At 52.6% G+C, this 22,033-nt stretch carries 38 protein-coding genes; 24 read left to right on the forward strand and 14 right to left on the reverse strand.

Annotation, left to right across the window (positions count from 1 at the left end; all coding sequences use genetic code 11):
• Window positions 1-8: 8 nt before the first annotated feature.
• Complete coding sequence (locus tag METFOR_RS08740; protein ID WP_015285767.1) at window positions 9-953, reverse strand: hypothetical protein; 945 nt, start codon at window positions 951-953, stop codon at window positions 9-11.
• A gap of 375 nt (window positions 954-1,328) precedes the next feature.
• Here METFOR_RS08740 and METFOR_RS15815 point away from each other — a divergent pair, with 375 nt between their 5' ends.
• The 5 genes from METFOR_RS15815 (at window position 1,329) to METFOR_RS08760 (ending at window position 2,773) form a co-directional block, all read left to right on the forward strand.
• Window positions 1,329-1,490, forward strand: a complete 162-nt coding sequence (locus tag METFOR_RS15815) for a hypothetical protein (RefSeq protein ID WP_015285768.1) — start codon at window positions 1,329-1,331, stop codon at window positions 1,488-1,490.
• A gap of 152 nt (window positions 1,491-1,642) precedes the next feature.
• Window positions 1,643-1,921 (forward strand): type II toxin-antitoxin system HicB family antitoxin, encoded by a 279-nt coding sequence (locus METFOR_RS08745; RefSeq protein ID WP_015285769.1) that lies wholly within the window; start codon window positions 1,643-1,645, stop codon window positions 1,919-1,921.
• Window positions 1,922-1,999: 78 nt separating this feature from the next.
• Window positions 2,000-2,227, forward strand: a complete 228-nt coding sequence (locus METFOR_RS08750) for a type II toxin-antitoxin system HicA family toxin (protein WP_015285770.1) — start codon at window positions 2,000-2,002, stop codon at window positions 2,225-2,227.
• 2 nt (window positions 2,228-2,229) lie between these two features.
• Window positions 2,230-2,424 (forward strand): hypothetical protein, encoded by a 195-nt coding sequence (locus METFOR_RS08755; RefSeq protein WP_015285771.1) that lies wholly within the window; start codon window positions 2,230-2,232, stop codon window positions 2,422-2,424.
• 94 nt (window positions 2,425-2,518) lie between these two features.
• On the forward strand, window positions 2,519-2,773 hold the full coding sequence (locus METFOR_RS08760; protein WP_015285772.1) for a type II toxin-antitoxin system HicB family antitoxin: 255 nt from the start codon (window positions 2,519-2,521) through the stop codon (window positions 2,771-2,773).
• 532 nt (window positions 2,774-3,305) lie between these two features.
• On the opposite strand, the gene METFOR_RS08765 is transcribed toward METFOR_RS08760, so the two are convergent.
• Both METFOR_RS08765 and METFOR_RS08770 read right to left on the reverse strand, forming a co-directional pair.
• The gene (locus METFOR_RS08765) at window positions 3,306-3,785 is read right to left on the reverse strand and encodes a type II toxin-antitoxin system VapC family toxin (protein WP_015285773.1); all 480 of its coding nucleotides are present in this window, start codon (window positions 3,783-3,785) and stop codon (window positions 3,306-3,308) included.
• Window positions 3,778-3,981: an antitoxin AF2212-like protein gene (locus METFOR_RS08770; protein ID WP_052310779.1), complete on the reverse strand. Its 204-nt coding sequence runs from the start codon at window positions 3,979-3,981 to the stop codon at window positions 3,778-3,780. The genes METFOR_RS08765 and METFOR_RS08770 overlap by 8 nt, the downstream gene beginning before the upstream one ends.
• 614 nt (window positions 3,982-4,595) lie before the next feature.
• Here METFOR_RS08770 and METFOR_RS08780 point away from each other — a divergent pair.
• From METFOR_RS08780 to METFOR_RS08795, 4 genes are all read left to right on the forward strand, one after another.
• Window positions 4,596-4,871, forward strand: coding sequence for a hypothetical protein (locus METFOR_RS08780; RefSeq protein WP_015285775.1), 276 nt, complete (start codon window positions 4,596-4,598; stop codon window positions 4,869-4,871).
• Between the two features lie 20 nt (window positions 4,872-4,891).
• The gene (locus METFOR_RS08785) at window positions 4,892-5,179 is read left to right on the forward strand and encodes a type II toxin-antitoxin system RelE family toxin (protein WP_048110898.1); all 288 of its coding nucleotides are present in this window, start codon (window positions 4,892-4,894) and stop codon (window positions 5,177-5,179) included.
• A 487-nt stretch (window positions 5,180-5,666) separates the two neighbouring features.
• Complete coding sequence (locus tag METFOR_RS08790) at window positions 5,667-5,903, forward strand: DUF7557 family protein (RefSeq protein WP_015285778.1); 237 nt, start codon at window positions 5,667-5,669, stop codon at window positions 5,901-5,903.
• Window positions 5,900-6,175 carry a type II toxin-antitoxin system RelE family toxin gene (locus METFOR_RS08795; protein ID WP_015285779.1) on the forward strand — a complete coding sequence of 92 codons (276 nt, stop codon included), beginning with the start codon at window positions 5,900-5,902 and terminating at the stop codon, window positions 6,173-6,175. The genes METFOR_RS08790 and METFOR_RS08795 overlap by 4 nt, the downstream gene beginning before the upstream one ends.
• A gap of 306 nt (window positions 6,176-6,481) precedes the next feature.
• On the opposite strand, the gene METFOR_RS08800 is transcribed toward METFOR_RS08795, so the two are convergent.
• Complete coding sequence (locus METFOR_RS08800; protein WP_148277646.1) at window positions 6,482-7,528, reverse strand: ATP-binding protein; 1,047 nt, start codon at window positions 7,526-7,528, stop codon at window positions 6,482-6,484.
• Between the two features lie 652 nt (window positions 7,529-8,180).
• Between METFOR_RS08800 and METFOR_RS08810 the strand changes: the two genes are divergently transcribed.
• Window positions 8,181-8,492, forward strand: coding sequence for a nucleotidyltransferase family protein (locus METFOR_RS08810; protein ID WP_015285782.1), 312 nt, complete (start codon window positions 8,181-8,183; stop codon window positions 8,490-8,492).
• Window positions 8,482-8,826: a HepT-like ribonuclease domain-containing protein gene (locus tag METFOR_RS08815; RefSeq protein WP_015285783.1), complete on the forward strand. Its 345-nt coding sequence runs from the start codon at window positions 8,482-8,484 to the stop codon at window positions 8,824-8,826. The genes METFOR_RS08810 and METFOR_RS08815 overlap by 11 nt, the downstream gene beginning before the upstream one ends.
• Before the next feature lie 95 nt (window positions 8,827-8,921).
• Here the strand turns inward: METFOR_RS08815 and METFOR_RS08820 are convergent, their stop codons facing one another.
• Window positions 8,922-9,158 (reverse strand): type II toxin-antitoxin system HicB family antitoxin, encoded by a 237-nt coding sequence (locus tag METFOR_RS08820; protein ID WP_015285784.1) that lies wholly within the window; start codon window positions 9,156-9,158, stop codon window positions 8,922-8,924.
• 256 nt (window positions 9,159-9,414) lie between these two features.
• On the opposite strand from METFOR_RS08820, the gene METFOR_RS08825 reads away from it, so the two are divergent.
• The 6 genes from METFOR_RS08825 (at window position 9,415) to METFOR_RS08850 (ending at window position 12,110) form a co-directional block, all read left to right on the forward strand.
• The gene (locus METFOR_RS08825) at window positions 9,415-9,618 is read left to right on the forward strand and encodes a hypothetical protein (protein ID WP_015285785.1); all 204 of its coding nucleotides are present in this window, start codon (window positions 9,415-9,417) and stop codon (window positions 9,616-9,618) included.
• Window positions 9,619-9,976: 358 nt separating this feature from the next.
• Window positions 9,977-10,510, forward strand: a complete 534-nt coding sequence (locus METFOR_RS08830; RefSeq protein WP_158491369.1) for a nucleotidyltransferase domain-containing protein — start codon at window positions 9,977-9,979, stop codon at window positions 10,508-10,510.
• Window positions 10,507-10,926, forward strand: coding sequence for a HEPN domain-containing protein (locus METFOR_RS08835; protein WP_015285787.1), 420 nt, complete (start codon window positions 10,507-10,509; stop codon window positions 10,924-10,926). Before METFOR_RS08830 ends, METFOR_RS08835 begins: the two co-directional genes overlap by 4 nt.
• Before the next feature lie 235 nt (window positions 10,927-11,161).
• The gene (locus METFOR_RS08840) at window positions 11,162-11,455 is read left to right on the forward strand and encodes a nucleotidyltransferase family protein (protein WP_015285788.1); all 294 of its coding nucleotides are present in this window, start codon (window positions 11,162-11,164) and stop codon (window positions 11,453-11,455) included.
• The gene (locus METFOR_RS08845) at window positions 11,452-11,790 is read left to right on the forward strand and encodes a HepT-like ribonuclease domain-containing protein (protein WP_015285789.1); all 339 of its coding nucleotides are present in this window, start codon (window positions 11,452-11,454) and stop codon (window positions 11,788-11,790) included. Before METFOR_RS08840 ends, METFOR_RS08845 begins: the two co-directional genes overlap by 4 nt.
• Window positions 11,791-11,891: 101 nt before the next feature.
• A complete protein-coding gene (locus METFOR_RS08850; protein ID WP_015285790.1) occupies window positions 11,892-12,110 on the forward strand; it encodes a hypothetical protein in 219 nt (72 codons plus the stop codon).
• Window positions 12,111-12,152: 42 nt separating this feature from the next.
• Here the strand turns inward: METFOR_RS08850 and METFOR_RS08855 are convergent, their stop codons facing one another.
• A complete protein-coding gene (locus METFOR_RS08855) occupies window positions 12,153-12,473 on the reverse strand; it encodes a HepT-like ribonuclease domain-containing protein (protein WP_015285791.1) in 321 nt (106 codons plus the stop codon).
• Between the two features lie 42 nt (window positions 12,474-12,515).
• Window positions 12,516-12,845 (reverse strand): nucleotidyltransferase family protein, encoded by a 330-nt coding sequence (locus tag METFOR_RS08860; protein WP_015285792.1) that lies wholly within the window; start codon window positions 12,843-12,845, stop codon window positions 12,516-12,518.
• A 554-nt stretch (window positions 12,846-13,399) separates the two neighbouring features.
• Here METFOR_RS08860 and METFOR_RS15360 point away from each other — a divergent pair.
• The 3 genes from METFOR_RS15360 to METFOR_RS08875 are packed head-to-tail and all read left to right on the forward strand — an operon-like array spanning window position 13,400 to window position 14,314.
• Entirely contained in the window at window positions 13,400-13,669 is a 270-nt protein-coding gene (locus METFOR_RS15360) for a hypothetical protein (protein ID WP_148277647.1), read from the forward strand.
• Window positions 13,670-13,694: 25 nt separating this feature from the next.
• Window positions 13,695-13,904 carry a hypothetical protein gene (locus METFOR_RS08870; protein WP_015285793.1) on the forward strand — a complete coding sequence of 70 codons (210 nt, stop codon included), beginning with the start codon at window positions 13,695-13,697 and terminating at the stop codon, window positions 13,902-13,904.
• Window positions 13,871-14,314, forward strand: a complete 444-nt coding sequence (locus tag METFOR_RS08875; RefSeq protein ID WP_015285794.1) for a PIN domain-containing protein — start codon at window positions 13,871-13,873, stop codon at window positions 14,312-14,314. The genes METFOR_RS08870 and METFOR_RS08875 overlap by 34 nt, the downstream gene beginning before the upstream one ends.
• A 55-nt stretch (window positions 14,315-14,369) precedes the next feature.
• Here METFOR_RS08875 and METFOR_RS08880 read toward each other — a convergent pair whose 3' ends face one another.
• Window positions 14,370-14,663: a hypothetical protein gene (locus tag METFOR_RS08880; RefSeq protein WP_048110902.1), complete on the reverse strand. Its 294-nt coding sequence runs from the start codon at window positions 14,661-14,663 to the stop codon at window positions 14,370-14,372.
• A 224-nt stretch (window positions 14,664-14,887) separates the two neighbouring features.
• Between METFOR_RS08880 and METFOR_RS08885 the strand changes: the two genes are divergently transcribed.
• Entirely contained in the window at window positions 14,888-15,310 is a 423-nt protein-coding gene (locus METFOR_RS08885; protein ID WP_015285795.1) for a Tfx family DNA-binding protein, read from the forward strand.
• Window positions 15,311-15,384: 74 nt separating this feature from the next.
• Here METFOR_RS08885 and METFOR_RS08890 read toward each other — a convergent pair whose 3' ends face one another.
• The 3 genes from METFOR_RS08890 to METFOR_RS08900 are packed head-to-tail and all read right to left on the reverse strand — an operon-like array spanning window position 15,385 to window position 16,590.
• A complete protein-coding gene (locus METFOR_RS08890) occupies window positions 15,385-15,684 on the reverse strand; it encodes a HepT-like ribonuclease domain-containing protein (RefSeq protein WP_015285796.1) in 300 nt (99 codons plus the stop codon).
• A complete protein-coding gene (locus tag METFOR_RS08895) occupies window positions 15,681-15,983 on the reverse strand; it encodes a nucleotidyltransferase family protein (protein ID WP_015285797.1) in 303 nt (100 codons plus the stop codon). The genes METFOR_RS08890 and METFOR_RS08895 overlap by 4 nt, the downstream gene beginning before the upstream one ends.
• Before the next feature lie 55 nt (window positions 15,984-16,038).
• Window positions 16,039-16,590, reverse strand: a complete 552-nt coding sequence (locus tag METFOR_RS08900; protein WP_048110903.1) for an HDIG domain-containing metalloprotein — start codon at window positions 16,588-16,590, stop codon at window positions 16,039-16,041.
• Window positions 16,591-16,683: 93 nt separating this feature from the next.
• Here METFOR_RS08900 and METFOR_RS15820 point away from each other — a divergent pair, with 93 nt between their 5' ends.
• Window positions 16,684-16,860 (forward strand): hypothetical protein, encoded by a 177-nt coding sequence (locus tag METFOR_RS15820; protein ID WP_015285799.1) that lies wholly within the window; start codon window positions 16,684-16,686, stop codon window positions 16,858-16,860.
• On the opposite strand, the gene priL is transcribed toward METFOR_RS15820, so the two are convergent.
• The gene (gene priL, locus METFOR_RS08905) at window positions 16,853-17,947 is read right to left on the reverse strand and encodes a DNA primase regulatory subunit PriL (RefSeq protein WP_015285800.1); all 1,095 of its coding nucleotides are present in this window, start codon (window positions 17,945-17,947) and stop codon (window positions 16,853-16,855) included. The genes METFOR_RS15820 and priL overlap by 8 nt on opposite strands.
• A complete protein-coding gene (locus tag METFOR_RS08910) occupies window positions 17,948-18,691 on the reverse strand; it encodes a DNA polymerase sliding clamp (RefSeq protein ID WP_015285801.1) in 744 nt (247 codons plus the stop codon). It abuts the gene before it with no gap.
• Between the two features lie 105 nt (window positions 18,692-18,796).
• Between METFOR_RS08910 and METFOR_RS08915 the strand changes: the two genes are divergently transcribed.
• Together METFOR_RS08915 and moaA are read left to right on the forward strand one after the other, a co-directional pair.
• Entirely contained in the window at window positions 18,797-19,378 is a 582-nt protein-coding gene (locus METFOR_RS08915) for an RlmE family RNA methyltransferase (protein WP_015285802.1), read from the forward strand.
• A 10-nt stretch (window positions 19,379-19,388) separates the two neighbouring features.
• Window positions 19,389-20,267 (forward strand): GTP 3',8-cyclase MoaA, encoded by an 879-nt coding sequence (moaA, locus tag METFOR_RS08920; protein WP_015285803.1) that lies wholly within the window; start codon window positions 19,389-19,391, stop codon window positions 20,265-20,267.
• Window positions 20,268-20,557: 290 nt separating this feature from the next.
• On the opposite strand, the gene METFOR_RS08925 is transcribed toward moaA, so the two are convergent.
• Window positions 20,558-21,817 (reverse strand): hypothetical protein, encoded by a 1,260-nt coding sequence (locus tag METFOR_RS08925; RefSeq protein ID WP_015285804.1) that lies wholly within the window; start codon window positions 21,815-21,817, stop codon window positions 20,558-20,560.
• Between the last annotated feature and the right edge of the window lie 216 nt (window positions 21,818-22,033).

Raw genomic sequence — 22,033 nt, forward strand, 5'->3', positions numbered from 1 at the left:
AGTTAAGGCTACTCAGATGGCGGAATAACCAACCATCCGCTGGAATTCGGCTTAATTAATCCATCGGTCCGTTGATCATAAGAATACACCATATTCAGCCAGTTGATACCCGGTGCCAGGGACTCCTTCCCCAGCGAGGTCTGGTTGTTAGCTGCATAGACATTGAAGGCAATCCTTGCCTTGTCTGAGGGAGCACTCAGGATGTTGTATTCGATCTTCGTTGTACCATTGTTATATATCAGGTCGGGATCGTATTTTGCATTATACCAGGTACCGTTGATTGTTCCAATCTTGTTATCAACCACGATAAACTTGAATAATAAGCTTCCGGATCCCATATCCTGATCACAGTAGATGGGATACTCCGCAGTTGGTGCAAACTTCCATTTCTGGAATAGATCTACGGAATTATTTTCCAAGTAGTTATCTGCGTTGAGTGTCACGTCAATTGACGGATCTTTGTAAACGACGGTCTGATTGGGAGACCCAGTTGATGTTGGTATCCAGTAATACCCACGCTCCTTGATGTTAATGCTGAAATTGCTGATATCTGTTGGTTCACTACTGTTGACCGCTATGAGGAGGATAATGTCATCCTCACCACCTTTTCCGCCAGTATCCGATACATAGAATGTACCAGAAAGGGCATTCGTCTGATCGCAGAATCCTTTGAAATCCGCAGTGTTATTCGTAATGTGGAGCGCGTTCAGTCCACCCGTGGGTTTCGTCAGGTTGACGTAATAATACGGGTCACCCAGATATGTGCTACTGAATCTGATGGGAGGATTTGCCATCGGGATATACGTGTGATTGTTCGTATACGGCGCACTGTTTGAGTACGGCGTTACATTATAATTCGCCGCCACCGGCCCAACCGCCAGCGCGACGAACAGGAGGACGACCGCAGAGGCCATCCACCATAGTCTGTTCATGTCTTTGTTTCCTTTTTCCATAGTCTGTACCTCCGCGCAGGGCACCGCCCCGCGCGCGTCAACAAAAAACCATTGATCATGGCGGTTTGTTAACAATGAAACATTGATCAAAATATGACACGATATATCTTTCGGCCAAGTAAAAATGAGAATATAATTTGTTTTTGAGATTCCTGCGGCATATTATGCCGGATCGATAATTCTCGCCGTGAACGATCGGATGGACCGGGAGCGGTGCACCGGAGAAAGGATTATGAAGAGGGCCGGGCGGATGCGAGGGAGGATAGGCGGGCCGGGGAGTGCATGCGACCCGGCAGGGGATGATACTCCGGCGACTCCCTCACAAATCCTTATCAGATACACAATACAACATAAGAGACAAAGGTGCTCGAAAAAATGCCGGCAAAAAAATTCAAACCGGAAGACGTTATCGGGAAACCCTACCGGAGAGGCCTGCTCCCGTACGGGGGTGGAATTGTTCGGGGAAAGATCGCATTTGCAGTCAGTGAGGAAGAGCACAACGCCGATATGAAACGATTGAAAGCTCTTCGTCCATGAACCCCTCTATTTTTCTCGATACTCCGGTATTTCCCGTGCATTGAACATCCATTATCCGGCACAATACCTGGACATGCAATGAATGCCTTGAGTTCCAGCACCACATATCTCATTACCAGGTACAAACATACAGGTAACCGGAGAGAGGGCATATGCGGAATCTCATCACCACTGCCGAAATCTGGAAAGAGGGGGGCATGTATACGTCCTATTGCCCGGAGCTCGATATCGCCAGCTGCGGTCACACACCGGAAGAAGCGCGTAAGAACTTACTGGAAGTCATCGCTATTCAGCTGGAAGAAACGGAAAAACTGGGAACTCTTGATGATCTGCTCAGCGAATCCGGGTATACCCGGGACGGGGATGTGATCAAGACCGGCAAAAAGATCGTTTGCTTTGAAGAGATCCGGGTCCCGGTCTCAATACAATAATACGGAATATATATATTCCACGATACGAGATCGTTTGTTCGCCAGCAACTTCTCCAGGTCTGTCGCGTGTGATGCCTGATGAAAAAAATTTCCCCAACAGACTGGAAAACACAGGTACGGGTATTTGAAAAATCAGGATGCACATTTATTCGCCAGAGCGGCGATCATTTGATCTTCCACCATCCCTCTGCAAAACGGGCAGTCGTGATTCCCCGGTATGATGAAGTCCCTGTTACGATCATCCTCAATAATATGAAAACTATCGGCATGACGCGGGAAGAATATCTCCGGCGGATTCAGGAATAATCATGTCACGATCCGCGAACCCACGGACCGGACTTAACCACGCATATGCGATGGCGTACAATTCAGATTATTTCCTGACTTCAGACAAGAACCTGATCAAGTACCGTATTCCGGCTATGTTGGAAAACGCCGGGTTCTTCAAACCGGAAACGATGCCCCTTGAACAATTCCGGGATGAGATCTCAAAGAAGAAATGATCTGATGGACCAGGTAAGAAATGGCGAAACTCATGTCAGGTAAAACAGCTTTGTACAATCATTGAAAAATATTCGCTTCTGGAGGAGGAGCCCGGTGTATAAATATGCAATAGAGATCTTCTACAGCGAAGATGATGAGGGGTATATTGCGGTGGTACCGGAATTGCCCGGCTGCTCGGCATATGGTGAAAGCGAAGAACAGGCATTACGGGAGATCAAGACCGCGATAGATCTCTGGCTGACAACTGCCCGGAGCATGAGACGTGAGATCCCGGAGCCGCAGGGCAGGGAAGTATTGCGCGATCTCCTGGACGAGCGTTCGCGGCAGAACGCTACTTCATGCGAGTGACAGCCAGCCGTACATGCTCCCATCCCCGCCAATGTTGGACCCGTACGTGCCAGCGGCGGCATGCTTTACATTGTACACTGATAGATTCACTCATTGTAGGGAAATAATCTTATCCGCCGCCACCGGCACCACTGCCGCAGCGACGAACAGGAGGACGACCGCAGAGGCCATCCACCACAATCTGTTCATGTCCTTGTTTTCTTTTGCCATAGTCTGTACCTCCGCGCAGGGCACCGCCCCGCGCGCGCGTTAAAAATTAGTAATTGGTTTTACCAATTTTTAACATCAAACTGTTAATCGAAATATGACACGATATATCTTTCAACTGAGTGAAAAATAAGAATATAATTTGTTTTAGGGATTCCTGCGGCATATCGGGCCGGATAAAAAATCCTCGCCGTGAACGATCGGATGGACCGGGAGCGGTGCGGCTGCGAAAGGATTATGGGCGAGATCGGGCGGACGCAAAGGGGATACGGCGGGGGTACCGGATGGAACAATCATCCCATGAACATGCCCCGGGTCAGGGGACTCATCTGGTAAAAAGCGATTCCGGATCAAGATCCCGGATCAGCCAGGCAGCAATCGATCTCCGCTGGCAGATCCGGAACATCCCCGCATCGTCAGTAAACAATGGAACCGACTTCAGCTCGGCAAGCGCAAGAAAATAGGTATCAAAACCTGGACATCCTTCATCAAGAGCAATGGTCATCGCAGTCTCGTAAACACGATCTTCCGGGACAAGCGTGTAGCTGTTTTCCACTTCATTACAGATATCCTTGGAATTGTGAGAATTGGAAAGCCTTATGGATACCGCAGCAATCTCGATAAGGCCGCAGCGGGGAAGGATCACTTCTATCCCGTGGTCATCAAGAGCAGCAAGCAATGCGATACAAGAGTGATGAGTTTTTAATTCCCTAGAATAGGTAACGCCCGCATTCTTTCGTGACGGGGAGAAGAGTGCCTTGATGATAACGGAGGTATCGATAACACAGGAAGAAAACTCAGGCATCCCGTATTCGTCTCCGGTTCTTCGCAAGGATAGTATCAATATCCTCTTTAGCCTCCGGTTCACCGAATTTTTTTACAAAATCAGAAAATTTTTTCCGGATCACAACTTCTACCCGGGCATGTTCCGGAAGGTTCACGCGATCCTCAAGTATGAGCGTCCCTTCTTTATACACGGCATTCGTTTTGATCGCAGACACAATTCATCACAACCGGATAATTCACATCATAATAGCAGGGAATTAAAGATAATGGTTGTGATGAAAGAATTTTAATATTCTGAATCATCCGCAGACAATCAGCTCACGGATAATCCGCCGCCACCGGCGCAACCGCCAGCGCGACAAACAGGAGGACGACCGCCGAGGCCATCCACCATTGTCTGTTCATGTGTTCTTGTTTCTTCATGTTCTGTACCTCCGCGCAGGGCACCGCCCCGCGCGCGTTAAAAATTAGTAATTTACATTTACCAATTTTTAACATAAAACCGTTGATCAAAATATGACACGATATATCTTTCGTTTGCATGAAAAGGTTGAATATATTTTATTTTTGAAATTCCTGCAGAATATTATGCCGGATCGATAATTTTCGCCGTGAACGCTCGGATGGACCGGGAGCGGTGCACCGGAGAAAGGATTATGAAGAGGGCCGGGCGGATGCGAGGGAGGATAGGCGGGCCGGGGATATAGTGCAGGGAACCAGGGGAACGTGCCGGAAAAACCCGGATTTCCGACACATCTGCACGAGCCCGGTGACATAAGATCCAATCTATCGCAGGATTTATCCGTTTACAATAGTTACAATATTGTATATGACCGCACTTACCAAGCGGATACCCGTGTCCGAACCGGTCTGGAAAGACCTTGCAGAGCTGCGGAGGGCCGGGCAGACCTACGATGACATCCTCGTGGAGATGATCGACCTCCAGAAGAAACAGCGGCTTGAGGAAGATATCCGGCAATCCCTTGAAGAAGGTGATTTTGTTCCTCTCAATGAGATCAAGGCACGGAAAAATAAAGGATATGCAACGGGAGAACGGACCACACCCAAGATTACCCGGAACAAACGCCAGGGTCTCCCGGCATAGACGATCCGGATCTGGTACCCTTGGGTTTTACCGTGGTTGCCGGGCCAAAAGCCCGGGCGTTTATCGATCTCCTGCCCGTAAAAGATCAACAGATCATCGTTACCACTCTTGACCGGCTGGCAGCCGGTCCCTGGCCGGGGAAAGGCGGCGATAAAGAGAAACTCGTACTACCCGGGGGAATCATCTCGTACCGGATACACGTTGGCAGAAGGTATACGGCATTCTATACAATTGACAAAGAAGCAAAACGGGTCCTGGTTCATTTTGTGATGACCATCGAGCAGGCCCATAAGAAATACGGGCGCTGATGATCCACAGTTTTCTAGAGAGCCGGAAGAATTATTAAAGAAATCCCCGGCCGGAATGACGCAATCCGGCAGGATCTCTAAATAACATTCAAAAACCTGTCAACACTCTCGACACGTCTCAATAACCTCCTTGACCCGGGAACGTGCTTCCTCAATAGTCCTGCCGTAGGTATGACAGCCTTTGAACTGAGGACAAGAGACAATAAACACACCGTCTTCATCCGCCGTCCCAATAATAATAAGATGATGGAGTGGTTTTGTACCTGATCCGTTGGCATCCAAACGTAAATTCTTTTTGTCGTTACTTGTAGTGGTTCGCGGAATATAATTCGTGATGAGACCTGTCGGGGGCCCCGGGCGGACGCAAGGTGGACGGCGGGGCCTGGGTGAGCATGCGACCTGGCAGGGGATGACACCCCCCGTACCTCCGCCGCGGGCAATCCCGAAGGATCTGGTTTAATATCTATAGTCACCTATAGGTCTTACTATGCAGGCTGCAAGTTCCATTTACATCCGGGAAGATCTCAAAACCCAGCTGAACACCCTGAAACGTCACCCGAAAGAATCGTACAATGACGTTATTGAACGCCTGGTGAATCTTGCTGTTGACGATGAACCGCTCAGTGCCGATGCTATCCGGGGTCTGGAAGAAGGTCTCCATGATATCAAAGCGGGAAACCTGATCCCTGAAGAGGAAATCCGGAAGAAATACGGTGCTGAATGAGCCCGTACAGAGTACAGTACACCCATCGTGCAGACCGGGATCTGGAAAAATTACCCCGGGAGATTGCCCGGAAGGTTGTCAGTGCGATTCACCAGATACGGGATGACCCGTACCAGTTCATCAAAAAAATGAAGGCGTCAAACCCGGATCATCCGGTGTATTCACTCCGTGTCAGAAGAGACGTTCGTGCACTGCTCTCAATCCATGATGACCTCCTGATTATTCATGTTCTTGAAATCGAACACAGGAAACAGGCATACCGGGATTTCTAAAAAACATATTCCGGCCGGGCGGCAGCACAAATTCTGGCGCATGCCAGCCGCACGGGAGCAGGAGAGGGGACACAGGCGAACCGGGAACGCGGGCCGGGAGCGGGAACAAGAAAAGATGCAGGAGGAGGTGGGACGGGGAACCCGGGTCTGTGCAGTTCTACCGGAGATGGCCTTCTCGTTGTGAGCGGAATACCTGGACGAACACGTAAAAACCCGCCCGAAAAGATCGGGCCCTTATGCAAAGTTGCCCCCGAATGCAGGAGTGTGAGAAGACCGGAACGGAGGAATAAAAGCCGGGTCTTTTAATCAACTCCGGATATTCTTCAGGTATTCCGCAAAAAGCGGGTGAAACAACGAATATTTTCCCCGCTCAACCCTGGACAGCAATGGTGCAGGGGAACCACTCAGGTTCTTTAAGTAGATATTCACGCTTTTCACACCGCTCAATTCTGCGATCTCCGTATTACTCAACAAATCCTTATGGGACAAAACAAAAGCCTGGAGGATCTTCCGCTCGTTCTGGCTTGTCCGGGAATAAATACTTTCGAATAATCTCTTCCCCAGATATGCAAGAATCCGGGAAAAGTTCTGTTCCAGATCCGCAACAGTGATCCGGACCCCGGTCTTGGAGGAAAAAAGATTATAGGCAAAAACCTGCACAAAATAGGGATGTCCCCGGGTAAGCTCGAAAATTCTGTCCATACAGGCATCCTCGAAAACAATACCGGTACCGGTAAGCGGTTTGGTTATCGCCTCGTAAGTTTCTTCCCGCGAGAACGGACCAAGATCAATCCCCCAGAAAAAACGCACCGCCGGTTCGGATGCCGAACGCATATCGGCAAACAAGGTCTCTTTACCCGAGAGGATCAGCATGCATCGTATACCATCGGCAGACTGGATCATCTGGAAGATATTCCGCAGTTCAAATATGGCGCCCTTGATCGCAAGCAGCTGCTCTGCATTATCCAGCATAATCAGGTAGGGAACATCAAGCGTACCGGATATAGAGATGAGATCTTCTTTGAACCGGAACATGTCCGGGTTTACTTTCTTCTTATCCGAATAGGATATCCCGACGGGTCCGTAGTTTACACTCAGGGAAAGCCCCTCAAGAAACTCCCGGATTTTCACTGCCGCTCCGCTCATCGGGGTTGCATCCTTTGCAAGGCTCCGGGTTATCGTCTCAAAAAGCGCGATGAATGAATCGGTAGATTCACCCAGTTCAATGATTGTCGCGGCACAATTCCTGTGCTCCGCACGATGCTTGAATGTCCGTAACAGCGAGGTCTTTCCGATCCCCCATCCCCCAAGGATGGCCAGATTCTTTAAAATTCCCGTCGATAGTATCTGCAAGAAACCGATCAAACTCCTCAATCTGGTGTACCCGTCCGGCAAATTTTTCCGGAGGGACCGGGTGTTCAGCGCTGTACGGATTAACCATCGTAATCGTTTCTCCACAAAAATTAAAAAAATTAATGAAATTAATTGGTGGCCTTAATTGATATAATTTTCATCATTTCCAAAAAAGATCCGGGATATCGTTCTTAACAAAGACGACTGGTTACCTTGCCAGGCACAAATCAAATGACTGCCCATGGAAGCAAAAACGCCAAACGAAATCCGGATTCAGGGGTTTGAAGTCTTGGGAGAAAATCCCGTGCCTGCGGACGCGATCCCGGCCCGGTCCCGGGCCCCGCCTTTCCATAGATCCGGCCGCGCCCGGGCGGCAGCACCAATCCCGACGCAGGCCAGCCGCTCGGGAGCAGAGGGCGGAACACAGGCGAACCGGGAACGCAGCTCCCGTCTAATCAGCGGGAAACGATCGAACGGCCATCACAAGGAAAGGGAAAAAGAGATCTATACTCCGGCATGATATGAGAGAATAATTCTTTTGCAGTTGCCGGTACCCCCGCCCCAGAGCAAGAATCTATAAACAGCCAGCAGCTAAAACCGTAAACAACAGCGATATTCATCAGGTACAGGGAAATTCGGGAGTGAAACGATCATGAATCCACTCATCGTGAGCCGGGAAAAAAAGATAGAAGAGTTCTGTAAAAAGTGGAACGTACGCGAACTCCTGGTCTTCGGCTCTGCCTTAAGGGCTGATTTCCGCCCGGAAAGTGACATTGATATCATCGTGGATTTCAAACCCGGCTCTGTGCATACCCTTCTTCATCTCGCAAAAATGGAGGAAGAACTTGAACGGGTTTTTGGCAGGCGTATCGATCTCATTACCCGCAAGGCCATAGAACAAAGCCGGAATCACATACGGAAAAAGACGATCCTTTCAACAATGGTGCCGGTCTATGTCGCGTGACGATGCCTATCTTCTCGACCTTCTCCTTATGGCAAAGGACGCACACGAGTTCACGAAGAACCAGACCCGGGAATCCTTTCTTTCGGATCGGAAGGGCCAGTACGCAGTTATCCGGTGCCTCGAAGTGATCGGGGAAGTATCGAAGCGGCTCTCCCCGGAGACAATACGCCGGTTCTCGTCAATCGAATGGTCATCTATGGCACGGATGCGGGACATGCTCATTCATTCCTATGGCAAAGTGGATCTTGACGAGATCTGGGACACGGTTAAAGAGGACATCCCGCATCTCATCGCAACGCTTGAACCATGTATCGATGAATTTGAGCGTCAGTAACCGGCGTGGCTGCCTTTACCCTGGTGGCGGACCTTCTAAAAATCCTCTCTTCATCAGTCTTTTAATCAGGAAAGCCGAGGAGACCCGGGGGAGTTTCACGCCTCGACCTCAATAACGGAGGTAAATTTTTCCGGGGACGAGATGGAAGGTTCGATATCCCCGATCATATCGTATTCGCGTGCATTTTTCAGGTAGAGATCGATCGCCTCCCGGATATTTTCGAGTGCTTCTTTGGGGGTATCGCCACAGCTCGCCACTTCCAGTTCAACGCACTTTGATACATACACACCATCTTCTTCCCAGATGGTGACCGTAAAATGATAATTTGCCATCTTTTCTCAACCGGATAGATTATCGATCACGGGCAATGAACTTTGTTGTCGCGGTTGTCTGCAAGAAAACGAAAAGAGAGGGAAAGAGACCACAGGATCCCGGGCATATGGGACATCCACGAACGTCCTGCTGCTGTGAGTTCGCGATCTTGCTGGGGGACCGGTGATGATCTGCTAAAGATTATGAAGAAGAATGCACCACGTACATCTGTATGTGCAGATAATCCGCTGCACTGGTTGATGGAGGTGAATCATCATGGGGAGTAAAACGATCGCAAAGATCCAGAGTGAAGGATACGATGCCCTTGTTAATGCACTTGGGCCGGAGGATGCGATTCGGTTCATCAGGAGTTTTGATCCCGGCAGTGGCGATTACACCAAGGACCGGAAAAAATATCTTAAGAAAATGACAGTAAAACAGATTGGAAAAGAGATTCTCGAATTGCAGAAATCTCTCTGAATATTTCAGCCAGTCTCTTTTTTATCATAACTTCCTGGAAAATGCCAGTCGAAGAACGAATACCCGGCAGCGAAATGCTTTTCTCCGGATTGGGACCGCTCCAGATACCAGACCCCCGGCCGGGACCGGCCCGGTCCGGGCACCGCCTTTCCATAGATCCGGCCGGGCGGCAGCACCGGTCCTGGCGCAGGCCAGCCGCACAGGAGCGGGAGAGGGGACACAGGCGAACCGGGAAAGCGGGCCGGGGATTTATCAATTAGCACCATACCACAGGAAGCAGGAGGGGTGCTTTCCCACCGGAGAAGGTGCACAATTGCTAAATAGTATCGTTCATAATAATGAACATATGTTCAAAAAAATGAACATGTTGGAAACTCCCTCTTTTGAAATACTCACGTTTCTTGGCCGGAATTATCGCAACGCATACTATGTCCGCGAGCTCGCCAGGATCCTCCCGCTGAGCATTGGTGCTGCAAGCGGGTATCTCCGGATACTGGAAGAACACGGTCTCGTGACAAGCGAACGGAAAGGAAGAACGCTCCTGTTCCGGGCAGATATCGCCCATCCGCTCGTACGGGAATCAAAGATCCTTGCAACCCTGATAGAACTGTCACCTCTCATCGCTGCCGGAGAGGGACTCGTGACACGGATGATCCTGTTCGGGAGTTGCGCTACCGGGGAAGATACCGCAGACAGCGATATCGATCTCTATATCGAAACTGCCAACCGCCCGGAAGTATCCGACCTCATCTCCCGGTACGGCGACACCATTTCCCGGAAAATCTCTCCGGTTCTCGTATCGCCGGAAGAGGCGCAGCAGCTCCGCACCCGCGACCGCCCGTTCTTCGAAAGGATACGTACAGGAAAACTTCTTGCAGGTGAGATGCCGTGAAGTACCGGTTTGAGGAATGTCTCGAACGGGGAAAGATCGTAAAAATCCCGGTCGATCCCGCGCTGGTCGAAAAAGAACGCCAGGAAGCAGCGGCGGATCTTATGGCGGCTGAACATTCACTCAGCCAGAACCAGGTGAAGTGGGCGATCATCCAGGGATATTATTCACTCTTCCACGCGCTGAGATCCCGGGTATTTGCCAAAGGTTACCGGGAAAAGAGCCACCGGTGCCTCAGGTTCGCGGTCGAGGCACTGCTGGTCGATGAGGGTGAACTCGGGCCGGAGGTACTGGACCATTTTTCCTTTGCCATGGATCTCCGTGAGGGGGCCGATTATGGTTGCATCTATAATGCCGAGTCCGCCGGAATTGTCGTCGCGTCGGCACGAACGGTGTATGAGATGATCAGTACGGAATAATAAAACACCAGCAAACGGATGCCGGACAATTATGGTGCACAGAAAATATCATATGCCGGGCAGCACAGGTCCCGGCGCAAGCCAGCCGCACGGGAGCAGGAGAGGGGACACAGGCGAACCGGGAACGCGGGCCGGGAGCGGGGGAGAACGATGCAGGAGAAAGGGGGAACCTGCCGTGGATATGACAAAGGAAATAATTATTGTGGGACACAGCAGATAGGATGACAGGAATAGCATGACAAGCCGGGACGAAATTCTCGATCTGCTCAAATCCTTAAAAAGCGATCTTACCGTACGGTATAAAGTCCGCAGCATCGGTGTATTCGGCTCATTTGCCCGGAAAGAGGCACGCTCTGACAGCGATGTGGACATCCTTGTCGATTTTAATGAGGGTGCAGATCTCTTCGATCTCATCGGACTTTCAGATTATCTTGAAGAAAAGATCGGGAGGCACGTGGATCTTGCTACCCCCCGGGCACTCCGGCCGGAGATTCGTGACGGAATTTACCGGGATGTCGTGTACGCATGAGGGAATACCGGCTCCTTCTGGAGGATATCCTCAAAGCCGCTGAAGATATCCGAAATTTTACTCAGGGCATATCCATGGAACATTTTGTCGCAGATGAGAAGACCCGGTCTGCGGTTCTGTACAAATTCGCCGTCATGGGTGAAGCGACTAAACTGTTACCGGATCAGGTCCGGGCACAATATCCCGATATCCCGTGGCGCAGCATTGCAGGACTGCGGGATAAAGTAATTCACGGATATATCGGTGTGGATTACGAGCTTCTTTGGGAGACAATTGACAAGAAAATCCCGGTTGTAATCGAAGGTCTTCATCGGATCCTGAAAGATGTTCCCTGACAATACAACAGGCAGGTTCACCGGCTCTATTCACGGGAATGAATCCGGGAATTCCTGAATTTCCAGGATGAGGGGGGCATGGCTAAACTCATGAGGGGGGCATGGCTAAACTCATGAGGGAGGCGGGTAAACCGGAGTGGGTCCGGGGAGACTTCGATGACGGGAAGGCAGGCTGGAGGCCGGGCCCCCGCCTGTCCATAGATCCGGCCACCCGGGCGGTGGCACAGATCCCGGTTCAGGCCAGCCGCACGGGAGCCGGGGACACAGGCGAGCCGGGAACCCGGGCCGGGAGAGCATTATGGAGGAGGGGGGACGGGTAGTTACAGAAGAGGAACTGCGGGAGGGAGTTATCAGACAGGCACTTATTCCCGCGAGCCCTTGTTCCGAAGGTCCCGGAGTATCCGTTTGAGTCCGGTCTTCAGGGCAGGAAGATCCTGTTCGACAGTAGTCCATAAGTGCCGGACATGGACATCAAAATAGGCATGGATCAGCTTGTCCCTGGTCCCGGCAATAGCCCGCCAGGGTATTTCCGGGTATTCTTTCTGGACAGATTCCGGGACATGTTTTGCCGCCTCGCCGATGATCTCAAGTGCCCGGGTGACTGCAAATATCTTCTCATCATTGCTGAGGAATGCGGAAGAGCTCCATCCCCCGGGTAAACTCGCAGGCTTTCTCTGCAGCATGCAGCATATCCTCTCAGTAGACATCAAAATCCCGGGCGGACTTCATAGAGAGACTGCCTCACTGATGATACGATTGCGGAGGGCCGGCTTGACAGCACTTTTTTCAACCAGATCGATCGGGATAGCAAGATAGGATGACAAATCCTGCTCAAGGGAAACAAGATCGAAGAGCGAGATCTTCCGCGCAGGATCGAACTCCACAAGAATATCCAGATCGCTTCTTTTGGTCTGCTCGCCCCGTACCCAGGAACCAAAAATCTCAAGGGAGGTGATCCCGTACATTTGCCGGAGTTCCGGCAACCTCTGGCGGAGAAGGGCCTTCATCTCTTCCAGGGATCTCTTTGTCAGGGAGTTCGGTACCGTCTTTTTCATGATACAAACGCTGGATCTGGTTTTGGGTGTTGTTCAGCAACCGGGTTCCTGTACTGGCAGATTCTTTTCGTACAGTTCTGTTCTATTAAAGATAGGTGAATGAGATAATAAACGCAAGCTATCCCGGCCCGTTTGAACAATGTCAGCTATATCCGGAAACCCCCTCCCGGTTTATTTCACGTGCTCATGTCCGGAAAAAATGGCGGTTGTTGATCCAAAAGGCACCAATTAAACGGTTTTTTGGGGCAATATTGGGCCCGGATAGGGATGATGTCAACGCCATGGGCGTATTTCCAAACGATGTGCTGTAATTCGTGAAAAAATGTGAGTGTCGGAAAGAGGTGTTCGAAGAATACTGACGGATTCTTCTCATCCTCTTGGTCTGACGACCAGTCAGTTTTTCAAAATGAGCTCGGAACCGAAAACGAAGCGATTTACGTAGAGATTATTCCCGCAGGGAATAACCTCTGGAGAAGAATGCCCAGACAGGGCCTTCTTGGACGGGAGATTGGTTTTTGGGATTGTGTCTCCTTCCTGGGAGGGGGTGTTCCAACGTGAGGGGGTCTGCCGGGAAGCCCGCTGCGCCAGGAACTCATGCACGCCAGCGGCCCGGATTACCTGCCGGACTGAGTGGTGCACCACACTGCATCAGGAATGCCCGGCTGGGAATTGCTTTTCTCTGGATGGGGATCAGCCCGGTCCGGGCCCCACCTTTCCCGCAGATCCGGTCGGGCGGCAGCACCAATCCCGACGCAGGCCAGCCGCACGGGAGCAGGAGAGGGGACACAGGCGAACCGGGAACGCGGGCCGGGCAACATTCATAACCTCACACAGAGGAATGATATATCAATGACCGAGATTGTCCTGAACGTCCCTGACGACCTGCCACTTCCCGGGCTTGTTGCACGACTGGAGCGTCTCATTGAGGAAGAACACTTAAAATGGATGTTGTTCTCAAAGAGCGTAGATGCCATTGCACTTGACGACAAGGACCAGGCCGCGTTTGAAAAGGTGCGGGAGCAGGCATGGAACGGGACAAAGAAAGAATTCGGATTGTAATCGATACCAACGTCCTGATAGGGGCTCTCATTAAGGACAATTCATTCAAAGCCAGGATAGTAAAAGACCGGCATTTTGATTTTTTCTTCCCTGATTACGGACACATTGAGATCGAAAAATTCCGGGATTATATCAGTACGAAACGCGGGAAAGTCCCTGCTGCTCCTTCCTTCGATTATGCCATAACGTTCCTGCTCGACTCGGTTACTACGGTTCCCCGGCAGTTATACAAGGATCAGGTCCAGCGGGCATACAAAGAGATGGCTGCAATCGATCCCAAGGACACGCCGTTTCTGGCACTGGCCCTCCACCTTGAAAGCCCGATCTGGTCGGACGATACCCACCTGAAGCGGCAGACACTTGTCCCTTGTTACACGACGGGGGAGATCTCCAGGCTTTCTGAAAGATGAGAGTAAAAGTAAACTTTTTTGACAGATTTTCCTGAATTTATCGTCCCAAACGAGGTCAATCATTCAGCTCGCTCATGAGATCGTGTACGGAACCGGATCGTACCTGGCCAAGAGAATAATTCTTCTCCGCATCGCGTGCCCGTTCTGCGATACGCTCGCGTTCGGTCTCGATGAGTCGGCTGGACAATATCCGGTACATCAAAGAGAACCCGGACTCGTAGATTCTCTTGAACGACCTCGGCTGCTGCCTGATGAAGAAGAGGTAGTACGACAATGCCATCCCGTCGTTTGGCCGGGACCGGCCCGGTCCGGGCCCCGCCTTTCCATAGATCCGGCCGGGCGGCAGCACCAATCCCGACGCAGGCCAGCCGCACGGGAGCGGGAGAGGGGACACAGGCGAACCGGGAACGCGGGCCGTGCCTGACCGGGAGCAGGAGAGGGATGGCGGAAGAATTGGCCGGGACAGGAAAGACCAGAGCGGGGCGAAAGCCCTATTTTTTATTATATATACAAACCAATCGGATACATTGATATCCAGCAAAGGGACCCGCGGCCCGGATATCCGGAAGGAAAATGTTGAAGAAAAATTCCATTCTCACAAACCGGCAAAAAGAGGTATTGCGATACCGGAGAGACGGGCTGGCGCAGTGGCAGGTTGCACAGATCCTCAATGTTTCGGAATCGGCCATCTCCGTAGTTGAAAGAGCTGCGAAGAAAAATATCCGGCTTGCCAAAAAGACCCTGGATGCTTTCTATACCATGGATGCCCGCTTTTTCTGCACGATAAAAGAGGGTGCAAACCTCTTCGAAGCGATCGTCATGATTGCAGATGAAGCTAATAAGGCCGGCTTTACGATAACCGCCGATCCGGTTGAACTTGTCCGGCAGCTGCGTACGGAGAACCCGGAATGCATAAATGACCAGGCCGTCAGGGGATACATCAAAGTGTTTATCCGGGACAACGGGCAGGTTTACTTCGAATGTTTTTATGAATGAAGGCGCACCTGATCCGGAGCCGGGACAGGAACTTATTCACCTATCTCCGGATTGGATATTCCCTACCGGTGTTTTTAATACCGGCAGGTCATGTTCAACAACTTTCCCGACAGCATCCCCCGGTCGATGCCGAAATAGTGATGCACGGGAATGTTTCTCATGCCGATGATGTCGGACCAGGGAATACCCGGGTTCGCATTCCTGAATTCCGGTGAAAGCCCCCTCACCGCTTCCCCAAGGATCCGGAGATGATGGACCACCCAGACCTGAGCCATTTCATCATCGTAGAAATAATCCCTGCCCTTACAAGAGACCCGGAAAATCCGGCCGATTGCCTCGATAATGTCCGGCAATCTTCCCATGTCGTCTCTCATAATGCCCGCGCTTCCTGTAAAACCTGCGGACGGATCCGATCCCGAAGCCCGGCTTCTGTAACAACATCCACCGGGTGGCCAAGCAGTGCAGAGAGATCCATGGCCAGGCCCCCGGCATCGAGAAGACTCCTGCCAGGGTCCGGATCGATCAGGAGATCGATGTCACGGTCAGCCCGTGCTTCGTTCCGGGCAACAGAACCGAATAACCGGATATTCCTCGCACCCCTCCGGTCTGCAAGAGCGGGGATCTCCTGCCGGTCCCGGATAAGGAGTGCCAAAAGATCGGCTTCCGTGGCCATATATCAGGTACTTATATCGGTACGGGGCCTATAAAACTCACGGCGGATCGTTCGTTCACCTCAATCCCAGTTCTTCCCGGATCTCCATCAGCCCTGCCAGAGCAATCGCGTAGAACTCCGGCAACGGAATCTCCGGTGCAACAAGCGCGATCCGGTCACGGTCGCACCCGGCTGCAAACGACTTCTCTTTTGATTTTTTGGTTATGGTCTTGGCAGAGACATCCGAGAGATTGCCACCCTTGACAAGCCCGCACGCAATCACGAGCCCCGAAACGCTGTCGGCTGCCTGCAGCACGATCTCCACCGGCTGGGTGTAAGACCCCTGGTGCAGCAGGTGGTTGTGCCTGCGGATGATCTCCGTTTCTGTCGGGTTGATTCCTTCTTTCACAAGGATTTCTGCACCAGCTGCACCATGCCTTTGCATGTCGCCGCTGATTTCTTCAAAATCGATATCGTGCAGGATACCGATCCGCTCCCATCGGGCTTCGTCTTCCCTGAGATGCCGGGCTGCGTGTTTCATGACAGCACCGGTTGCAAGACAGTGCCGTACGAGGTGTTCGTCTTTGATATGGCCCCTGATAAGGGCGATACAAGCCTGTCGGTCCATGCATGGGATGGGGCGCACGCAGGATATACGCATTGTCATCCGTGCGGGAAAAAGTGGATAAGCCTATATCCTCCCGGATCGAAAAGAGTATGAATGGACGCGCGACTCCTTGACGTGATCATCGGCCTTGCCGCCTTTATTGTCCTCGTAATCCTGCTGGCTGTCCTGCCCACAGCATTGCCGGCCGCGATCGCCTACCTTGCAGCAATCGTGGGGTTCATCGTATTCCTGTCCGGTGCCGGGTACCTGGTGAACGACAAGATCACGTAGATGGCGGCGGCGGTTTGTCCGCTGTCTTTCCTTCCGCTTTTTTCGGTCTGCTCTTTGCGAGATCCCGCTTCTTTGACCGGTAATAACTGAGCGGGTGATTCACTTTCTCGCAAAGATGATCCTGATGCACGCAGAGGCCGGTCGTCCGCATAGCTGCACAGGCCGGTGCGGTATATTCTGTCCCGGAACCCCCCCGGCCAGTGATGTGCTCCACCTGGTACATCGTCTTTTCCGGGTCGAAGTCCGGCGAGCGGGCATACATCGCGGCGATCCCGTTCACGTCCAAGCCGATGGTGTGGAGGAACGAGGTGAGCGAGAACCGGCCCGCATGTGTCAGGTTGACGCCCCCGGTCAGGGCCTTGATGAGCGCCTGCATGCACGGCGGGAAGGCACTCTCTTCCACGGCGCCGAACTGTTCGAGCATCTGCTCCTGGTAGGCTTTCTTGATCTGGGCAACCTTCGGGGAGATCTGTTCGCAGAGCGATGCCGGCACCTTGTGGGGAAGATCCCGCCGCAGGAGACTGCGGACACGTTCCCGCACCAGCTCGTACCGCTCCTCTTCCCTGATCGTGACAAAGCCGTGTTCAACCCGCCGGTTGACGAGGTGGAACCGGTCCTCGTGGAGCGGTGCCACCATCTCCACATAATCGAGAAAAGGCATCTTGTCCTGCGTGATCCGGATCCCCAGTTCTTCTGCAAGCACGATACAGAGCCGCGAGTATTCGCCGTCTTCCTGCCTGTAGCTCTGGTTCCAGTCCTCTTCGTGGACAAGGAAATAATATGCCCGCTCAGCCTCATACCGGGTCAACCGGTCGATCATCTGCCGGTCATTGACGCAGGAAACGATGATCCGGGCAAGGGCGTATGCCGCGATCTCCTCCTCCGGCGTCCCGGATACGTTGGGAGTGAATGTCTTTTTAGGAGTGATCGCGTCCTTTACCCGGGCAAGGGCACGGTCAACCAGGGCTTCACCGCGCTTGTCTTTCAGTACAGCGTCAAGCGAGGCAAAGCGTCCCTTGACATGATCCTGGGCTTTTTTTAAAAAAGGGAAATGGGAGAGTTCCTTTGCCGATGGGGAATACTCCATCTAGTCAGCCTCGATACGGGGCGCGAGGAGGTACTCGACATGGCCGTTGCCGCCCGCAATATCGAAGGAGAACCGGACCGGGTGGTCGATGCCAAGGAAGATCTCGACCTGTTCGGCCTTGCTCATGACCTTGCCCATGTCCTTTAAATAATCGAGGGAGAAGAGCGAGCGGGCCTCTGCCGGGGTAAGCGAGACGAGCTCGTCCTTGGTGAACTCGCGCCGGATGTGATCGGTGTCGCCTTCCGCAACAAGGTAGAACGTCTGGTCCTTGGGATTGATCCCGAGTGCGATCTTGTCCGAGATCACGGCCGCAGCCTTCATCGCATTGTTGAGATCCTCGCCCTTGATGACGATCTTGCCGGGCAGGTTGATGGTCGGCGGGTTCGGGTCCTTCCGGATCGTGTTCGTGTCAAGGAGCGTGATCGAGTAGTGGTAGCCATGGACAGAGACCGACATCTTCTGGGCGTTGTCCGCCATCTCGATGCTGATCAGGTCGCCCTTGTCGGCCATGCCGAAGATGTTCTTCATCTTCATTAAGTCGATGCCGAGCTGGCTTTTTGTCGCCTTGTAGGTGTCGAACGCTTCCTTCCTGAGCGTGAGGGAGATCATCGCCACGTTCGCCGTATCAACGGCCCGCGTGGAGAAACCGCTCTCGTCCGTGTGCAGCCGGCACTCAGGGATGAGGGCCGAGATTGCTTCTATAGCTTCCCTGAACATGTCTGCATCAATGGTTGCTTTTAACATCGGTTACCCCTTAACAAACTCTAATACAGTATATCGGCATATGATAATTATAGTGTTTTGGGTTTAAACCCACAATTTCGCGTATTGCGGGGAACGATCAACGCCATGGGCTCACAATGGGGATATGACAAGGCATACATGAGGGCAAAACTGGAGGGATACCGCTCCCGTGCAGCCTACAAGCTCATGGAGATCCAGAAGAAATCCGGGATCATCCGCGACGATGACAACATCGTTGATCTCGGCGCAGCACCGGGAAGCTGGCTCCAGGTGGAGAGGACCCTGACCCGGGGGAGAGTCATCGGCATCGACCTCAACCCGATCGCGACCCTTGACGGGGTAGAGACCATTGTCGGGGACATTAACGACCCCGAAGTCCTCGCCGAACTGCAGTCCATGGTGGATGTGGTCAATGTCGTTGTCTGCGATGCCTCACCCAAGCTCTCGGGGCACAAGAGCTATGACCAGGCCCGGATCATCGAGCTGAACGAGCAGGCGCTGCTCTTTTCTTGCCGGATCCTCAAGCAGGGCGGGAATTTTGCCGTCAAGTCGTTCCAGGGGACAGACTTCCCGGATTTCTACCAGGATGTAAAACAGCACTTCCATTCGGTCCGGACCATGAATACCAAATCGAGCCGGAAAGGAAGCACAGAACTATATGTTATCGCCAAGAACTTTTACGGGTAAACAACCAGCCATGCTCCTTAAAGACTCCTACGACCGCCCCGTCAGCAACATCCGGATCAGCCTCACACCCCGGTGCAACTTACAGTGCATCTACTGCCACCGCGAAGGCGAGGTGAAGCCGGAGAAGGAGCTCTCACAAGAGGAGATTGCCGAGATCCTCCGGGTTGCGGCAAAGTTTGGGATCCGGAGTGTAAAGTTCACGGGCGGCGAGCCGCTCCTCAGGAAGGACATTGTCGAAATCGTCCGGTCTGTTCCGGAAGGCATGGAGTCTTCGATGACCACGAACGGGATCCTGCTTGCGCAGTACGCAACGGATCTCAAGGCTGCCGGCATGAAGCGGGTGAACGTGAGTATCGACAGCATCATTCCTGAAACCTATAAGAAAATCACCGGGCACGATTCACTCAAAAAAGTCCTTGAAGGGGTGCAGGCTGCTCTCGATGCAGGCCTTACACCAATCAAGATAAACATGGTGGTTCTTGAGGGAATCAACGACCACGAGATCGATGACTTCCTTGCCTACATCCGGGGCAACCGCAATCTCGTCCTGCAGTTGATCGAACTGATGAATTTCAACAACTGCGAGCACCATACGAAACTCAATGACCTTGAGGACTCCCTTGCCGCACGCTCGAAGACAATCATTACACGCCGGATGCACCACCGCAAGAAATACTGCCTTGACGGTGCGGAAGTCGAGGTGGTCCGCCCGCTCCACAACTCCGAGTTCTGTAAGTTCTGCAACCGGCTCCGCGTCACCTCGGATGGGAAACTGAAGCCCTGCCTCCTCCGGACCGACAACCACATCGATATCCGCGGGAAGAGCAGAAAGGAACTCGAAGATCTTTTTGTGAAAGCTGTGGCCACCCGCGAGCCGTTTTACAAATAATCTGTGACCGGCCCCCGTACTGCCATTTCTGCCAGTTCCGTGCCCTGACGACACCTGTAATTTTTCGATTCAAAACAGAAGCGCCCGTTCCCATCATGCTGTTTTTTAGTACACCATCCGACCCCCCACGTGGGGTTCCGCTTCTCGGCACGGACAATGAGGGACTGGTGCCCGTACGGGATTGTATCACATGAACCGTGCCAACCAGGGTAAAGATTACTCAGCGGGCTTCGCGTGCAGGGAAGGCTTTCTCCAGGGGGAATAATCTCCACTGTCCTGAAAAAAGGTATTCACTCCGGTGCCGGCAGAGCCGAGAGGATCCCTGCCAGCAGGAACAGCAAAAGCCCGTTCACGAAGAGGATGACGGCCACGACCAGTCCCGGGATGAATCCGGGGAGGAGCATGGAGAGGCCAAAGAGGATCCCCACGATGTTAAGCACGGTCTGGGTGATGAGCAGTTTCTTGAGCTGCGGGGGGATCACTGCCGGCCGGGCCGGGGGTTTTCCCATAGCCTGCAGCATCGGAAGGAACCGCAGCATGAGCGGGACGATACCACCAAGGATGTTGAGTACGGCAAGGAGGACCACGAGGACGGGGGTCAGTACTCCCGGCACTATGCTCGCTATCGCACCAAGCGTCACGAAGAGCAGGCCGGAAAGAAGGATCAGCCACGTGCGCCGGAACTGGCCAACCGGGGTCTCGCCCATGGCAAGGAACTGGATGGCCATGATGACAATCAGGAGCCCGAGCTGGCCGTCCGGCGAGAACGGGATGATGCCGAGGTTGACCGGCACAAGAAGCACAGCAAGGAGGGACAAGAGGACACCGAGGAAGAGGAGAAGCGCGATCGTGAACGAGAGGGGCGCATCGCGCAAAAAGAACGGGACGTCCCCGGAGCCCTGTGGAAGAGGCGCAGCAGGCGTTTTCGCCTGCGGAGAGTAGAGGGCGGATGCTTTCTGGATGCTCCACGCAAGGTAGAACAGGCTGATGGCGGACAGAATGAGGAAAAACGAGGTAACGGAATCGTGCACAAGACCGGGCAGGAGCGTGACAAGGCCCAACAGTACCGTGAGCAAATAGACAAGGCCGCAGGCAACTGTGAGGTGCCGCAGAATACCAGGGATCCGGATCCATAGCGCGGCTTTCTCTTTGTTTAAGACCAGCTGGAGGAGGAGAGCGATACCGCCGACAAGGAGGAGTACTCCCACGAGATCGTGGATGACACCGGAAAGGGCACCGGGAATAAAGCAGGCCGTCATCCCGAAGATCCCGGCGCAGATCCCCACGACGATGACAAGCCACGTGCGCCGGACTTCTCCAAACGGGGTCTTGCCCATTGTGATTACCTGCAGCGCGACAAGGACAAGGAAGAGCCCGTACGTGCTGTCCGGGGAATAAGGCAGCGCTCCCGTATGGATGAAAAGAAGGAGTATGCCGAAGATGAACATGAATATGCCAAGGACGAGCAGGATGACTGCTTCGAGCGTGAAGTCAAACTCCTTTTTTGAGGAAGGGACGGGTGCCGGGTTCTGCGGGATATTGCCAGTCATTTAGGGAATGCTCCTGGATCGTTTTGATCGATTGCGGGGCGCCCGGGAGATTACCGGGCAAACGGGCCCCTGTACCATGATTTCTTTACTATGGGGTTCTTTTCCTTTAGTATTTGTGAATTATTCCGGTACAATAAAGAGCATCCCCGCTATTTGAGCCGTTTCAATGCCCGGGAAAAAGATAGAAAGAGGTCCTTTCTTAGCAAAACCTTTAGA

It is taken from the genome of Methanoregula formicica SMSP, assembly GCF_000327485.1.
GTDB lineage: Archaea > Halobacteriota > Methanomicrobia > Methanomicrobiales > Methanospirillaceae > Methanoregula > Methanoregula formicica.